Origin of the sequence: Streptomyces sp. NPDC058239, assembly GCF_042882185.1 — a bacterium.
Lineage (GTDB): Bacteria > Actinomycetota > Actinomycetes > Streptomycetales > Streptomycetaceae > Streptomyces.
Map to the genome: position 1 here is coordinate 88,020 of NZ_JBHVWS010000003.1, position 14,464 is coordinate 102,483.

15 protein-coding genes are annotated in these 14,464 nt (G+C 70.4%); 6 read left to right on the forward strand and 9 right to left on the reverse strand.

Annotated features, from left to right (window positions below; all coding sequences use genetic code 11):
• Window positions 1-41 precede the first annotated feature (41 nt).
• The 3 genes from ACFVYE_RS05400 to ACFVYE_RS05410 all read right to left on the reverse strand — a co-directional run bounded on the left by ACFVYE_RS05400 (window position 42) and on the right by ACFVYE_RS05410 (window position 1,652).
• Complete coding sequence (locus ACFVYE_RS05400) at window positions 42-188, reverse strand: hypothetical protein (RefSeq protein WP_389604194.1); 147 nt, start codon at window positions 186-188, stop codon at window positions 42-44.
• 68 nt (window positions 189-256) lie between these two features.
• Window positions 257-751: a DUF402 domain-containing protein gene (locus tag ACFVYE_RS05405; RefSeq protein WP_383958838.1), complete on the reverse strand. Its 495-nt coding sequence runs from the start codon at window positions 749-751 to the stop codon at window positions 257-259.
• Entirely contained in the window at window positions 732-1,652 is a 921-nt protein-coding gene (locus ACFVYE_RS05410) for a GNAT family N-acetyltransferase (RefSeq protein WP_383958836.1), read from the reverse strand. The genes ACFVYE_RS05405 and ACFVYE_RS05410 overlap by 20 nt, the downstream gene beginning before the upstream one ends.
• Window positions 1,653-1,721: 69 nt before the next feature.
• Here ACFVYE_RS05410 and ACFVYE_RS05415 point away from each other — a divergent pair, with 69 nt between their 5' ends.
• Entirely contained in the window at window positions 1,722-2,099 is a 378-nt protein-coding gene (locus ACFVYE_RS05415) for a GntR family transcriptional regulator (RefSeq protein WP_266362696.1), read from the forward strand.
• Between the two features lie 174 nt (window positions 2,100-2,273).
• Here ACFVYE_RS05415 and ACFVYE_RS05420 read toward each other — a convergent pair whose 3' ends face one another.
• Entirely contained in the window at window positions 2,274-3,368 is a 1,095-nt protein-coding gene (locus ACFVYE_RS05420; protein ID WP_383958833.1) for a DUF5925 domain-containing protein, read from the reverse strand.
• A 224-nt stretch (window positions 3,369-3,592) separates the two neighbouring features.
• Between ACFVYE_RS05420 and ACFVYE_RS05425 the strand changes: the two genes are divergently transcribed.
• The 3 genes from ACFVYE_RS05425 to ACFVYE_RS05435 all read left to right on the forward strand — a co-directional run bounded on the left by ACFVYE_RS05425 (window position 3,593) and on the right by ACFVYE_RS05435 (window position 6,093).
• Window positions 3,593-4,402 carry an SGNH/GDSL hydrolase family protein gene (locus tag ACFVYE_RS05425; protein WP_383958831.1) on the forward strand — a complete coding sequence of 270 codons (810 nt, stop codon included), beginning with the start codon at window positions 3,593-3,595 and terminating at the stop codon, window positions 4,400-4,402.
• A 271-nt stretch (window positions 4,403-4,673) separates the two neighbouring features.
• Window positions 4,674-4,937: a hypothetical protein gene (locus ACFVYE_RS05430; protein WP_383072304.1), complete on the forward strand. Its 264-nt coding sequence runs from the start codon at window positions 4,674-4,676 to the stop codon at window positions 4,935-4,937.
• 547 nt (window positions 4,938-5,484) lie between these two features.
• Complete coding sequence (locus ACFVYE_RS05435) at window positions 5,485-6,093, forward strand: TetR/AcrR family transcriptional regulator (protein ID WP_389604197.1); 609 nt, start codon at window positions 5,485-5,487, stop codon at window positions 6,091-6,093.
• A 4-nt stretch (window positions 6,094-6,097) separates the two neighbouring features.
• Here ACFVYE_RS05435 and ACFVYE_RS05440 read toward each other — a convergent pair whose 3' ends face one another.
• Together ACFVYE_RS05440 and ACFVYE_RS05445 are read right to left on the reverse strand one after the other, a co-directional pair.
• Window positions 6,098-6,850 carry an ABC transporter permease gene (locus ACFVYE_RS05440; RefSeq protein ID WP_383958892.1) on the reverse strand — a complete coding sequence of 251 codons (753 nt, stop codon included), beginning with the start codon at window positions 6,848-6,850 and terminating at the stop codon, window positions 6,098-6,100.
• A gap of 71 nt (window positions 6,851-6,921) precedes the next feature.
• A complete protein-coding gene (locus tag ACFVYE_RS05445; RefSeq protein WP_383958829.1) occupies window positions 6,922-7,899 on the reverse strand; it encodes an ATP-binding cassette domain-containing protein in 978 nt (325 codons plus the stop codon).
• 63 nt (window positions 7,900-7,962) lie between these two features.
• Here ACFVYE_RS05445 and ACFVYE_RS05450 point away from each other — a divergent pair, with 63 nt between their 5' ends.
• On the forward strand, window positions 7,963-8,670 hold the full coding sequence (locus ACFVYE_RS05450; protein WP_383958827.1) for a TetR/AcrR family transcriptional regulator: 708 nt from the start codon (window positions 7,963-7,965) through the stop codon (window positions 8,668-8,670).
• 22 nt (window positions 8,671-8,692) lie between these two features.
• On the opposite strand, the gene ACFVYE_RS05455 is transcribed toward ACFVYE_RS05450, so the two are convergent.
• The 3 genes from ACFVYE_RS05455 to hmgA all read right to left on the reverse strand — a co-directional run bounded on the left by ACFVYE_RS05455 (window position 8,693) and on the right by hmgA (window position 12,218).
• Window positions 8,693-9,919, reverse strand: coding sequence for a type ISP restriction/modification enzyme (locus ACFVYE_RS05455; RefSeq protein WP_383958825.1), 1,227 nt, complete (start codon window positions 9,917-9,919; stop codon window positions 8,693-8,695).
• A gap of 119 nt (window positions 9,920-10,038) precedes the next feature.
• Window positions 10,039-10,806, reverse strand: coding sequence for a GntR family transcriptional regulator (locus ACFVYE_RS05460; protein ID WP_383958823.1), 768 nt, complete (start codon window positions 10,804-10,806; stop codon window positions 10,039-10,041).
• Window positions 10,807-10,889: 83 nt separating this feature from the next.
• Window positions 10,890-12,218 (reverse strand): homogentisate 1,2-dioxygenase, encoded by a 1,329-nt coding sequence (hmgA, locus tag ACFVYE_RS05465; RefSeq protein WP_389604200.1) that lies wholly within the window; start codon window positions 12,216-12,218, stop codon window positions 10,890-10,892.
• Between the two features lie 122 nt (window positions 12,219-12,340).
• On the opposite strand from hmgA, the gene ACFVYE_RS05470 reads away from it, so the two are divergent.
• The gene (locus ACFVYE_RS05470) at window positions 12,341-14,452 is read left to right on the forward strand and encodes a right-handed parallel beta-helix repeat-containing protein (protein WP_383958820.1); all 2,112 of its coding nucleotides are present in this window, start codon (window positions 12,341-12,343) and stop codon (window positions 14,450-14,452) included.
• The last annotated feature ends 12 nt before the right edge of the window (window positions 14,453-14,464 follow it).

Genomic DNA, 14,464 nt, shown 5'->3' on the forward strand with positions numbered 1-14,464 from the left:
GTCCGGTTCCGGCGACGGAACCGGACCGGATTCACGGAAATTCAGTACAAAGCGGGCATGCTCTCCCCGAATGCATCGACGGGCATGGAGCACCGGTTCGCCAGTCGGGTGGCGATCACCGAGGCGTCGGCACCGCAACCGTGCAGGAATTGTTCGGTGCCGACGTGGCGGGTGCGGATGCCGCCCATGAAGGCGCCGATCGCCTCGGCGGGCGCCTCCAGCAGAGCGGCGGGACCGGCCGGTCGCCGTGGGCCGGTCAGGCCAGCAGCGTCGCGAGGCCCCCCGCCCGGGCCAGGTGTTCCAGCTCGTCCAGCGCCCGGCGGGCCGCATCGGCCGCCGCCGGATCGCGTCCGGCGAGACCGCTCTCCTCGAATTCGTCCTCGTCCAGCCGGAGTACGGACGAGCCGTCCGCCGACACCCACAGATCGAGATCCAGGTCCTCGACCAGAAGCTCCGCGTCGCGCAGCACGGCGGGGCGGGTGATGTCGCAGTACCAGCCCTTGAGTTCGCCCGCGCCGGTACGGACCTCCTTCACTGCGAACCAGCGGTCGCGCCAGTAGTGCTCGGTGAACACATCGCCCGGCTCGAACCGTACGAAGCCGAAGTCACGGACCCCCGGCGCCGCCCAGGGCGCACGCACCGTCACCCGGGTGCCGTCGTCGCGGACCACGTCCGCCGGGTAGCGGATCTTGGTCCGCCCGGCCTTCACCAGGGCGACCACCAGCGCGGTCTCAGCCGAGCTTGCGGACATACCGCACCTCCGTGGCACAGATCTCGTAGCCGAACCATCGATTGACCGCCAGCATCGGACCGTTGTCCGCGTCATTGCCGGTGTACGCGTCCGTGTACCCGGCGTCGCGCGCCCGGTGCAGCGAGTCGTTCTTCGCGAGCCTGGCCAGGCCCCGGTTGCGGTACGCCCGGCGGGTGCCGGTCATCCCCGACATGTAGCGGGTCAGACCGTCGGTCTGCGCCGCGCTGAACGCCGCCACCTTCCCGTCGGCCACCACGACCGAAGTCAACTCGTGGTCGAGCCCGGGGTGGCGCCAGATCCGATTCAGCCAGTCCTCGTAGTCGGACAGTTCGGCCGGGGTGTCGCTCGGCTCGTCGGCCGTGGTCTCGGCGTCCGCCTCGAAGAGCGGGCGCGGATCGTCCGCGAAGTCCGCGGCGGTACGCAGCTCGACGTCCGCCGGGATTTCCTGACGGGGCGGCAGTGAGCCACCCGCCAGATCGAGGTGGAGGAAATGCGCCGAGCGGCTCGGCGCATAGCCGCGCTTCTCGGCGAACCCGCGATTCGACGGGGTGTCGAGCACCCAGGTGTAGATCGCGAGCGCGCCCTCCCGCGCCAGGTACTCCTCGGCCGTGTTCAGCAGCAACCCACCTGCCCCGTGCCCGGTGCGGTCCGGATGCGTGTAAGGATTGCAGAACGCCTGGCCGGGTTCGGGGCCGTCGTGGACGAGACCGACCTGTGCGGTCCCGATGACCTCACCGTCCTCCTCGGCGACCAGCAGCCGGTAGCGCTTGTCGGGATGGGCGGAGGCCAGATCGAAGGCGACCTGCTCGGGAGTCGTCACCATGTAGGGCAGCGCGGCACGCCGGACCTGCACCCAGGCCTCTGCGTCGGCGGGCAGGAAGTCGCGAACGAGGACAGTCATGGGCCGGACGTTACGCGTGGTCCCGCACGGGGCGCCGCTGATTTTCCGGCGGTGGGGGACAATCGGCACGTGACCCTGAAGATCGCCCTTGATCCGGATTCCGGTACCGCCCCGTACGAGCAACTGCGCACGCAGATCTCCGAACTGGCCCGCTCCGGCGCGCTGCCCGTCGGCTTCAGACTTCCGACCGTACGCGGCTTCGCCGAGGAGCTCGGCCTCGCCGCGAACACCGTCGCCAAGGCGTACCGGGCGCTGGAGGCCGACGGGGTGATCGAGACCCGCGGCCGCAACGGCACGTTCATCGCCGCTGCCGGTGATGCGGCGGACCGGCATGCGGCGGCCGCGGCGCAGGAATACGCGGAGCAGGCCCGGCGGCTGGGCCTGTCCCGGGCCGAGGCGCTGTCCCTGGCCGAGGATGCGGTGCGGGCGGCGTACGCGGCGCGATGAGCCGGGGGCCGGGGCGGGGCGAAGCCCGGCGCCGGACGGCCGCCGGCCTGTCTTCCAACACCGGACGGGCTTGAAGGGCGTACTCAGACGCCGGACGGGCTCGACGGACGCCCTCAGACGCCGGACGGCTTGAAAGATGTCATCGAGCGCCGGACGGGCTTGGTTTCGCCGGGCTCAGAGGTACAGGCCCGCGTCCGCGCCGGAATCCTGCTTGGGCACCGACGCGGGACCGCTGCCGCGCCGCAGTGCGTACAGCTCGGCGAGCGTGGCGCCCTCGCGGCCCAGCCCTTCCTCCGTACCCAGCCAGGCCGCCGCCTCCTTGCGGGTCAGTGAGCCCACTTCGATCCTGGCGAGGCAGCGGCCCGGCCTGACCACGGCCGGGTGGAGCCGCTCCAGGTCCTCGTTGGTGGTGACGCCCACCAGCACATTGCGGCCCTGGCCCAGCAGCCCGTCGGTGAGGTTCAGCAGCCGGGACAGCGCCTGGCCCGCCGTGTGCTTGGCCTCGCCGCGGATCAACTCGTCGCAGTCCTCCAGGAGCAGCAGCCGCCAACGGCCTTTCGCCGTGCCGTCGTCCTCACCGATCGCGATGTCCATCAGATAGCCGACGTCGTTGAAGAGCCGCTCCGGATCGAGCACGCAGTCGACCTGGCACCAGTCCCGCCACGAGCGCGCCAGTGTGCGCAGTGCGGACGTCTTGCCGGTGCCGGGCGGGCCGTGCAGCAGGAGCAGCCGGCCGGCGATGTCGTCGGGCGTGACCTTCATCAGCCGGTCCATGGCATCGGCCACCGGCGCCGTGTAGTTGTTGCGGACCTCGTCCCACGTGCCGGCGGCGATCTGCCGGGTGGTGCGGTACGGGCCGCGGCGCGGGGACACGTACCAGAAGCCCATCGTCACATTCTCGGGCTGTGGTTCCGGTTCGTCCTGGGCGCCGTCCGTCGCCTGGCCGAGGATCTTCTGCGCCAGCTCCGGGCTGGTCGCGGTGACCGTGACATCGGCGCCGCGGTTCCACCGCGAGATGAGCAGCGTCCAGCCGTCGCCCTCGGCGAGCGTGGCGCTGCGGTCGTCGTCGCGGGCGGCGCGCAGCACCTTGGCGGCAGGGGGCAGCAAGGTGGCCCCTGCCTTGACGCGGTCGAGGGAGGAGCTGTGCGAGTACGGCTGCTCGCCCGTCGCGAAGCGGCCGAGGAACAGCGCGTCGACGACGTCGGACGGGGAATCGCTGTCGTCGACGGTGAGCCGGATCGGGAGAGCGGACTCAGGGTTGGCAGACATGGCGCCCATGATCCGGCAAGGGGGCACCCGGCGCACCCAGGTTTCGCCACCTTCCTCCCTGCTTCCGGCGGGCGGACCGCGGACGTGACGCAACCTCAGCGGGACGCGCAGGAGAACTCATTGGACCAACTTGGCATGGACACTTCCGATAGGGGTGTGGGTACTGCTACCACGGACACGGCAGACCAGGCGGAGATCCTGCCGGTCGGTCCAAGGGAGGTTCCATGAAAATGTCCAGACTCGTGGCGTTCTCGTCCTCGCTCCTGCTCGGTGCCGTACTCGCTCTGACCGGAGCGGCCACCGCCAACGCCGCACAGTCTGTTCAGGCCGTCGACTACGTCGCCCTCGGCGACTCGTACTCCTCGGGTGTCGGATCCGGCAGTTACGACAGTGCCAGCGGTGACTGCAAGCGCAGCACCAAGGCCTACCCCGCACTCTGGGCGGCCGCCAACTCGCCCTCGTCCTTCGGCTTCACCGCTTGCTCCGGTGCCCGCACGGGTGATGTCAAGGCCAACCAGCTCGGCCCTCTCAGTGCCTCGACCGACCTCGTCTCGATCTCCATCGGCGGCAATGACGCCGGTTTCTCCGACGTCATGACCACCTGTGTCCTCCAGTCGGAGGCCACCTGCCTCAGCCGGATCGCCACGGCCCGCAGCTATGTCGACACCACCCTGCCCGGCAACCTCGACTCGGTGTACTCGGCGATCCGGACCAAGGCGCCGTCCGCTCATGTCGTCGTCCTCGGCTACCCGCGCTTCTACAAGATCGGTGGTAGCTGTGTCGTCGGCCTGAGCGACAAGGTGCGCACCGCGATCAACGGTGCCGCCGACTACCTCAACGCGGCGACCGCCAAGCGCGCCGCCGACCACGGCTTCACCTTCGCCGATGTCACGGGGAAATTCACCGGGCACGAGATCTGCTCCGGAAGCGCCTGGCTGCACAGCCTCAACTGGCTCAACATCGGTGAGTCGTACCACCCCACCGCAGCCGGACAGTCGGGCGGCTACCTGCCCGGCCTCAACTCGGCCGCCTGACCCCCGCCCAGTACATGCGCCGGGCCCGTCCAGCCGTCTGACGGGTAGGAGGCCCCGTCCGCAGGGGTCTCCGTCCGGCGCCCCGTCGACTCATTGCGGGCGAACCGCTTCCGTTCTGTCCAACTCGCCCTGGAATCGGGCGGATTCAGAGGCCGGTCGTCAGCCTCCGTATGTGTGTGCTCAATCCTGTGACCGGGATACACGAGTGTCGTCGCGGGGGGATAGGGTTAACCTGCCCGGGCCGGGTGCCCTCGTACGGGTGGGGAGTGACATGGAACAGATAACGGTGCGCAGCAGGCCGCGTGTGCCTGCCATCACATGCGGGAGCAGTGCGACGAGTTCGCGCCTCGACCGCCATCTCGCGGTGCTCGGCGGCCCTGCCGTCCCGCAGCGGGAGGCCGCGGAGGCGACGCTGCTGATGCGTGAGCTCACCTCGCGCGATGCCGCCCACAGCCGCCGGAGCAAGAGTGCGCGGGTCTCGCTCTTCGCGCCGCTGCGACGACTGCGACGCTCGCTCTTCGGCAGCCGCCACTGACCCGACGGCCCGTCACTACCGCGCTCGGGTCCACGCCCGGGCTCCCCGGCCAGGGTCCGTCGCCCAGGCCCCCCGCTCGGGGCCGCGCAGGCGATCACACCGTCCCGGCGCTGCGCTGCTGTCCGCTCTCCCGTCATCCCCAGGGCTCGCAGCAGCGCTTCGGTGTGTTCGCCGGGCGTCGGTGCGGCGGCCATCGACGGCTGCGGCCAAGGCGAGCCGGACGACGGTGCGTCACCGCATCACCTCGGCCTGCTGGAACCAGCTGCCGTCACGGTCCTTCGCCGAGCTGCTGCACGAGAACATGACACAGATCGGCCCGCCCGAATTCACCGACGAGGCACACCGGCTCGCGAAGGAGCTGCAGGATGTCCGTGGCATGCCGTCTCCGCCGCCACCGGGTGACGTCTCGGTCACTGGCTGCCGGAGGAGGTGCCCGACACGGTGATCCCGCCGATGCCGGACCGTCCGGCCCGGTACGCGGACCGGAACGGGGGTGCGGAACGGGTGCCGAAATAATTCGGCTCCGAAGTACTTCTAGACTGTTCGCATGTCCGAAAAGCGAGCCGCGCGCCTCAGTCCCGACGAACGAAGGGCCCAGCTGGTTGCCATCGGCCTGGACATGCTCGCCGACCGGTCACTGGACGAGCTCTCCACCGACGAGGTGGCGCGCCGGGCCGGGATCTCGCGGGGGCTGCTCTTCCACTACTTCGACTCCAAGCGCGACTTCTACCGCGCCGTGGTGCGGCAGGAGTGCGACAACTTCGCCGCAGCCACGGAACCGGACTCCTCGCTGGAGCCCGTCCCCTGGCTGCGGTCGTTCATCACCGGTTTCGTGGCGTACGTACTGGAGCACCGCAAGGTGTATCTCGCCCTGGTCCGCGGTGCCGCCGGCAGTCACCCCGCGGTGGAGGACATCGTCGAGGGGACCAGGGGCACCCTCGCCCGGCGGGTGGAGGAGGGGCAGCGGCGGCTCGGGATGCCCGGCTCGCCCCGGCTCTCCATCGCCACGCGGGCTTGGATGGCGTTCGCCGAGGAGGCCGTGACCAACTGGCCGCTGGACGAGCCGGACGCGCTGACGGAGCTCGGTGCCTTCCTGGAGTCCAGCTTCATCAGCCTGCTCGGCACTCTGGACCGGCCCGCCACGCTGCTCCGGTGAGCGGTCACTCGCCGCCGCGCGCGTAACGCCGTACGGACAGCGGCACGAACACCGCGAGGAGCACCACCGACCAGGCGAGCGTCCCGGCCACCGGGTGGGCGACCGGCCAGGCCGCGTCGGCGGCCGGGGACGCGTTGCCGAACAGCTCGCGGGTGGCCGAGGCCATGGCGCTGATCGGGTTCCACTCCGCGACCGTCCGCAGCCAGCCCGGCAGATTGTCGGTCGGGATGTACGCATTCGACAGCAGCGGCAGGATGAAGGTGGCGCTGCCCAGCTGACCGGCGATCTCCTCGTTGCGGATCAGCAGGCCCAGCCAGCAGCCCAGCCAGGACGTGGCGAACCGGAGGAGCAGCAGCAGCCCGAAGGCGCCCAGGGCGGCGAGCGGACCGCCCTCGATCCGCCAGCCGACCGCGAGTCCGACCAGGATCAGTGGGATCATGCCGACGGCCGTGGTCAGCAGATCGGCGGCGGTCTGGCCGAACGGTACGGCGGCCCGGCTCATCGGCAGCGTACGGAGCCGGTCCATCACCCCGCGGTGGCAGTCCTGTGAGGCCTGGAACATCCCGACCATGATGCCGTTGGCCGCCGTCGACGCCAGCAGGCCCGGCACCAGGAACGCGCGGTACTCCTGGCCGGGCATGGCCAGGGCGCTGCCGAACACGTACCCGAAGAACAGCAGCATCGTGATCGGCATGGTCTGAGTCAGGATCATTACGCCCGGCGCCGCTTTGATCCGCTGCAGATGGCGGCCCAGCATGGCCAGGGCGTCGGTGATCGGGGCGCTTGTGGCGGGCGCGACGGTCTGCTCGTGGACCAGTGCGGTGCTGCTCATGCTGCCGTCTCCTTCAGGGGCGGGGAGGTGCGGCCGTCGCCGCGATCGGTCAGGCGGAGGAAGACCTCGTCGAGCGTCGGCGGGCGCAGGCTCGCGTCGATCACCGGTACTCCCGCCGCGTCGAGTTCGCGGACGATACGGGGGAGGGTGAGCGTGGTGTCGGTCGCGACGGCGCCCACGGTGCGGCGCTCGTGGTCGAGTACGGGTTCGGTGCCGGTGAGCTGATCGAGGACGCCTGCCGCCGGGACCAGCGCCGATTCATGGGAGACGACCACTTCGGCGTAGCTGCCGATGCGGGCCTTCAGCTCGGTGGGGGTGCCGCGATGGGCGGCTCGGCCATGGTCGATCAGCACGATGTCGTCTGCCAGCTGATCGGCCTCCTCCAGATACTGCGTGGTGAGCAGGACGGTCGTGCCCCGGCCGGCCAGTTCCCGTACCGCCGCCCAGATCTGGTTGCGGCTGTGCGGGTCGAGTCCGGTGGTCGGCTCGTCCAGGAAGAGCACCTGCGGGCGGGTCAGCAGGCTGGCGGCGAGGTCGAGGCGGCGGCGCATGCCGCCCGAGTAGGTGCGGGCCGGGCGGTCGGCGGCCTCCGTCAGCTCGAAGCGTTCCAGGAGTTCGTCGGCGCGGGTGCGCGCGGCCTCGCCGCGGAACCGGAGCAGCTTGGCGAAGAGCCGCAGGTTCTGCCGGCCGGACAGCTCGCCGTCGACCGAGGCGTTCTGCCCGGTGACGCCGATCGCCGCGCGCACCGCGCCCGCCTCGCGCACCACGTCGTGGCCCGCCACCCGGGCGCTTCCGCCGTCCGGGGTGGTCAATGTGGTGAGGACCCGGACGGCGGTGGTCTTGCCCGCGCCGTTCGGCCCCAGAACTCCGCAGACGGTCCCTTCGGCGACCGCGAGATCGAGTCCCTGCAGTGCATGGACGTCGCCGTAGTGCTTCTCCAGACCTTCACTAAGTACAGCGTACGTAGTTGTCATGCGACCACCGTACCGCACTACGTACGGTGTACGTAACTACGATGGTGGGAGAGGTGATGATCAATGGTGGGGCGACCCGCTGTACCCGAAGTGATCTGGGCGCGCCCCGAGCGTGCGGGCCGTGGCCCCAAGCCCGCTTTCAGTCGCGCCGACATCGCGGCAGCCGCCGTCCGCATCGCTGATGCGGAGGGTTTCGACGCGGTGTCCATGCGGAAGGTCGCGGCGGAGCTCGGCTGCGGCACGATGTCGCTCTACAACTACGTGCCGCGCAAGGAGGACCTGTACGAGCTGATGTTCGACGCGGTCAGCGGCGGGTACGAGTTCCCGGAACCGTCCGGTGACTGGCGCGCCGATCTCGTCGCACTGGCCCGTCAGGCCCGCGAGATGATGCACCGCCACACCTGGATGCCCCGGCTGATGTCACCCGTGTACGGCTTCAGCCCGAACGCCCTGCGGTATCTGGAGTACTCGCTCAGCTGCCTGGACGGGGTCGATGTGCGGTTCGGCGAGAAGATGGAACTCATCGCCATGGTCACCAGTGTGGTCACCACCTATGTGGCCAACGAGATCGCCACGGCGGAACGCAGCCGGTCGCTGCCCTGGTCCGAGGAGCAGGAGCACGCCGCGCGCACCGGCTATCTGATCAGCCAGATCGCGACCGGGAAGTATCCGCGGATGGCGGCGGCATTCGCCGAGGACCCCGGGCCGATCGATCTGGACGGCGTCTTCGACCGGGCACTGCACCGGGTGCTGGACTCCTTCGACCGGTAACGAGTGGGGCCGGGGCACCCGGTCACAGCAGCGCGAACTGCCCGTCCGGGCCCTCCTCCTGATGGTCGAGCACCGATGCGGGCCGCCGGGCCGTGGCCGGGACCGGCAGGACGCCCGCCGTGCGGAGGTCGCCGGCCGTGATCTGCGGGCCGTCGGCCAGGCTCTCCTGCCGTGGCCGGAGTCCGTCGAGCAGCGCGAGCACGGTGATCAGTTCCAGCAGCTCCGAGGTCCACTCCTGGGGCCAGGCCCGGGGCCTGACCGCTTCCAGGCCGTCCATGTCCTCCGCTCCGGCCGCCGCCGTACGGCGCTCGAACCACAGCTCCAGCATCCGGACCCCGCCCACCCGGAACTCCCATGCCCCGGCCGGCACGGGCGAGATACGGCCTGTGTCCAGCGTCAGCGTCTCGTCGGCAGGGTCGTACTCCAAGGCGGTCGGTACGGGTGGAACCGCGGCCCGCACATAGGGGCGCCGCCCACCGGGCAGCCGCGGGCGCTCCCCGCCCCGGGCGCCGCGCAACTGCAACCGCAGCAACTCCTGCCCCAGTTCGACCCCCGCCGACCAGCGCTCCGTGTCGGCGGGCAGCGGCACCACGCACCCGGCCGGGGAAGGGCGGGCCGCCGCGAGTGTCCATGCCAGCACGGACCGATCGGTGACCGCATCCCCGTGGCGGGCCCGCAGCAGCGCGAGCAGTCCGGGCGCCAGATTGGGTTCCAGACCGCCGGGGCGCCGGTACAGCGGCCGGATGCGGCCCGGCCGGCCGGCGGGGGAGTGACCGTCCGGCAACAGCGCCGTCACGGAGAGGGCGGGGCCGGCGTCCTGGGGCACGTAACCGTGCTCGACGGCGAAGAGCTGGTGCCCGTCGGCGACCCGCCACAGTTCGGGGCGGGCGGCATCGATCAGCCGGTGATCGGGGAGCAGCCACTGTTCGTCGAACGGGCCGTGCAGGATCCGTACCGGCTCGGGGCACGGTCCGGTCTCCCGGGCGAACCGGCCGGTGGAGGTGGCCTGTCCGGGAAGTGCCGCCACCGGGGTCTGCGGGGTACGGGAACGGGTGGGCCGGAACAGCCGTTCCCGTTCGGCGGCCTCCGCCCGAACCAGCCGCTCCCAACGGGCCTTGAGCGAACCGGCATCCGGGGCGGTCACCCAGGGGCGCCCGGTCCGCAGAGGCCGTACGGACCATGGCATGAGGTCGTCGAGCAGCGGGATGTCGTCGTCACCGCCGGCTCCGGCCGCCGCCCGTGCTGCCACCGTGTCGTCCTCCCCGTCGCCACGCCGCCTCCAGGGCCGGTCCGGCGGAGCACGGCCGGGGTCCGCCCCTGATCCACCGGACCGGCCCTGGCATCGTAACGGCGCCGGAGGGCGGGCCGTCAGTGCGCCTCCACCGTCACCGAGAAGGAGAACCGGTCGCCCCGGTAGCGGATCTGCGCCACATCCACCACCCGGCCGCTCTCGTCGTACGTCACGCCCGTGTAGAACAGGATCGGGCTCAGCAACGGCACCTGGAGGAGTCCGGCGGTGGCCGGGTCGGCGAGGCGCGCCTCGACCGTGTCGGTGATGCGCGCGATCCGGACACCGACCCGGTCGCGCAGCACCTTGGTCATCGGCCAGCGTTCGAGATCGGCCACATCGAGCCGGGCCGCGACCTCTGGATGCACCGCGTTCTCCGCCCAGTTGGTGGGCTCGTCGCTCTCCCCGTCGCGGCGCAGCCGGCGGTAGCTGACGACCTCCGCGCAGTCGGAGAAGTACTCGGTGAGGTCTCCCGGCACGGCGACCGGACCATGGCCGAGGATCACGGTCCGCTCGCCCGACTGCTGGGCCACGATCGCATCGATCGAGCCCAGCAGCCGGACCGGTGACACCCGGCGGGCGCGCGGCTCGATGAAGGTGCCGCGCCGCCGGTGCCTGCTGATCAGTCCTTCCGTCTCCAGCTCCTTGAGCGCCTGGCGCATCGTCAGGACGCTGACGCCGTAGTGCGCGGCGAGCTGTTCCTCGGTCGGCAGCCGCGCCGATGCGTCCTTGGCGCGGCCCAGTATCGAGGCGCGCAACGACTGCGAGACCTGGTACCACAGCGGCAGTTTGCGGTTCAGGACCAGCGAATCGGGGGCGAAGGCATGCCCTTGGGGCATCTTGGGCATCTGAGGCACCTGGGTCACCTGGTCTCTCCGTACTGCGACACAGCGGACGCGACGACGCGGGGGCCGAGAAGCGGCGTCGTTGCCTACGGCCTGAAGTTGCGGCTCAGACCCTGCCACACGTCGTCGTAGCCACGCTGCAGATGGCCGGCGGCAGCCGCCTGCCCGGTCGCCGTCACCGGCCAGCGGGTCTCGAACATGAAGGCGAGACCGTCGTCGATCTTCTGCGGCTTCAGCTCCGCCTCGCTCGCCCGGTCGAAGGTCTCCCGGTCCGGGCCGTGCGCCGACATCATGTTGTGCAGCGAGCCGCCGCCCGGGACGAAGCCTCCCTTGCCGGCCGTCTTCGCGTCGTACGCGCCCTCGATCAGGCCCATGTACTCGCTCATCACATTGCGGTGGAAGTACGGCGGCCGGAAGGTGTCCTCGCCGACCAGCCAGCGCGGCGCGAAGACGACGAAGTCGACCCCGGCCAGACCGGGGGTGTCGGACGGAGAGGTCAGCACCGTGAAGATCGACGGGTCGGGGTGGTCGTAGCTGATCGAGCCCATGACATTGAAACGGTGCAGGTCGTAGACGTACGGAGTGTGGTTGCCGTGCCAGGCGACCACATCGAGCGGCGAGTGGTCATAGGTCGCGGACCAGAGGTTCCCGCAGAACTTGTTGACCACCTCCACCGGGCGGTCGTCGTCCTCGTACGCGGCGACGGGGGCCAGGAAGTCCCTGGCGTTCGCCAGGCCGTTGGCGCCGATCGGGCCGAGGTCGGGGAGGGCGAACGGCTGGCCGTAGTTCTCGCAGACATAGCCGCGGGCGGTGGCATCCAGCAACTCCACGCGGAAACGGACGCCGCGCGGGATCAGCGCGATGTGCCCCGGTTCTGCGCGCAGCAGGCCCAGTTCGGTACGGAGCAGCAGACCGCCGCGCTCCGGGACGATCAGCAGCTCGCCGTCCGAGTCGCTGAAAACCCGGTCGGTCATGGACGAGTTGGTGTGGTAGAGGTGCACGGCCATGCCGGTGCGCTGCGTCGCGTCGCCGTTGCCGCCGAGGGTCCACAGGCCGGCCAGGAAGTCCGTCCCGGCCGCGGGCTCGGGGAGCGGATCCCAGCGCAGCCGGTTGGGGTCGGGCACGGATCCGGTGAACGGGGCGGTGCGCACTGTGCCGTTGTCGATACGGACGAACGGGGGATGAGCGGCCGACGGGCGGATCCGGTAGAGCCAGGAACGGCGGTTGTGCACCCGCGGTTCGGTGAAGGCCGAGCCGCTCAGCTGCTCCGCGTAGAGCCCGAGGGGCGCGCGCTGAGGCGAGTTGCGGCCGTGCGGCAGCGCTCCTGGCACTGCCTCCGAGCTGTGTTGATTGCCGAAACCGGCGGAATGCTCAAGCCCTTCCGCGGTCTTCCTCGCCTGCTCGATGCCGCTCATGTGCGCTCCCGGTGCCGAAGGAATCCTATGGACAACCGTAGGAATCAGATCGGGGCGCGTCAACGGCATCCGTGGTGCGCAGGGGGGTTCCAAAAGTTGAACAATGCTCTACTCTCCCGCACATGTCGTGGACACGAAGACTTCTGGTGGTCCTGGCGGCGCTCGCCGTCGCCCTCCTCGCGGCTCCGGCCGCCCAGGCGCACGAGGAACGTCCGGTCACCCTGCCCGACGGAACCGGCAGCGTCCCCGTGTACCGCACCGGCGAACCGGATCTGCTGGTCTGCAAGAGCGACCGGGCGGACTTCGAGCGCCGCATATCCGGCTTCCCCGACGGGCTGCGGGCCCGGAACCTGCAGCTGTTCGACCGGTGCCTGAAGTCCGGCTACCACCATCTGCAGCAAGCCGTCGACGCGGTCGGCAGGCCCGGCATGAACATCGCGATCCTGCCCGGCCTGTACGAGGAGGAGCCCTCACTGCCCGGACCGGCGGGGGAGTGCACTCGCCTGAAGGCGCCCGACTCCAAGCTCGGCTACCAGATCCTGTCCTACGCGCAGCAGACGCAGTGCCCGCACAACCAGAACCTGGTGGCGATCCTCGGCAAGAAGAACCTCCAGATCGAGGGGACGGGCGCCGAGCGCACGGATGTCGTCATCGACGCCAAGTACCAGAAGCTCAACGCGATCCGCGCGGACGGCTCCGACGGCATCTACTTCAAGAACTTCACCGCCCAGCGCACCACGTTCAACTCCCTGTACGTCCTGGCGCAGGACGGATTCGTCATCGACTCCGTCCTCACCCGGTGGAACGACGAGTACGGCTTTCTGACCTTCGCGAGCGACCACGGGCTGTACAAGAACTGCGAGTCGTACGGAAACGGCGACTCCGGCATCTACCCCGGCAGCGCGTCCGACATCAACGACGGGTACGGCTACAAGGTCCCGCGCTACTCGATCGAGATCACCGGCTGCCGCAGCCACCACAACATGGTCGGCTACTCCGGCACCGCGGGCGACTCCGTCTATGTTCACGACAACGAGTTCGACCACAACATGGGCGGCGCCTCGATGGACAGCGCCTTCCCCGGCCACCCAGGACTGCCGCAGAACCACGCCCGCTTCGAACGCAATCTGATCCACGACAACAACGCCGACTACTACCCGTATGTCGCCGACGGGACCTGCGCCAAGCCGCCCGTGGACCGCGGCTACGAGGACGGGGTCGTCTGCCCGCAGATCTCCATGCCGCCGGGCTCCGGCATCATCACCGCCGGCGGCAACTGGAATCTGTACGAGAACAACTGGATCTACGGGCAGAAGCGCGCCGCCTTCTTCCTGACCGCGGTCCCCGCCTTCATCCGCGGCGAGAGCGCGCTGTCCAGGCAGACCGACACCTCCCACCACAACCGGTACGCGGGCAACCACCTCGGCACGGACAAGGCGGGCAACTCCCGGCCCAACCGCACCGACGTGTGGTGGGACGGCCAGGGCGACGGCAACTGCTGGCAGTCGGACACCGGGCCGTCCTCCCCGCGCACCCTGCCCGCCTGCGGCTCCGAGCGCGGCGCCGTGTCCGGACGCACCGACCGGCTCGTCGGCGAACCGGTCAAAATCGCCCAACTGCTGGTCTGCGCCGACTACAACGTGCAGGCGCGACGGCTTCCGGCCGGCTGCGACTGGTACGGAGCACGTGGCATCGAGCGCATCGAGGTACAGGTGACGCTGGCGATCACGGTGGTGCTCGCGCTGGTCGGCGGGGTGCTGTGGTGGCGCAGACTGCGCGGCAGCGGGCTCGCCACGGCGGTCACGGTGCTCGGTGCGACAGGCCTCGGGCTGGATGTGGCCGGATCGACGATGGGGCTGGCCTCCACCTATGTGCCCGCGCTGGCACTGCTGCTGACCGGGGTGTGGTGGACCGGGATCGGGCTGGTGCTGCGGGGCGAACGGCCCTGGCTGGGATGGACCACGGTGGTCCTGGGTGCGCTCACCCTGCTCGACGCCGTGGACAAGGCCGTTTTCATGATCCCGTGGATTCCGCTCAGCCCGGCCTGGGTGCGTGGACTGCTCGGTGTGATCTGGGTGGTGTGGGCCGTCGTGGCCGCAGCCAGGCACGGCGAACGGGGAGCGACGGGTGAACAGGGAGCGTCGCAGGAGGGCCCCGCTACGGACGCGGGCGTGGACGCGCCTGCCGCCCCGGCCCTCGCTCCGGCCCCCGCCCCGGAAGGAGATGCATCGTGAAGCGTTCGCGCA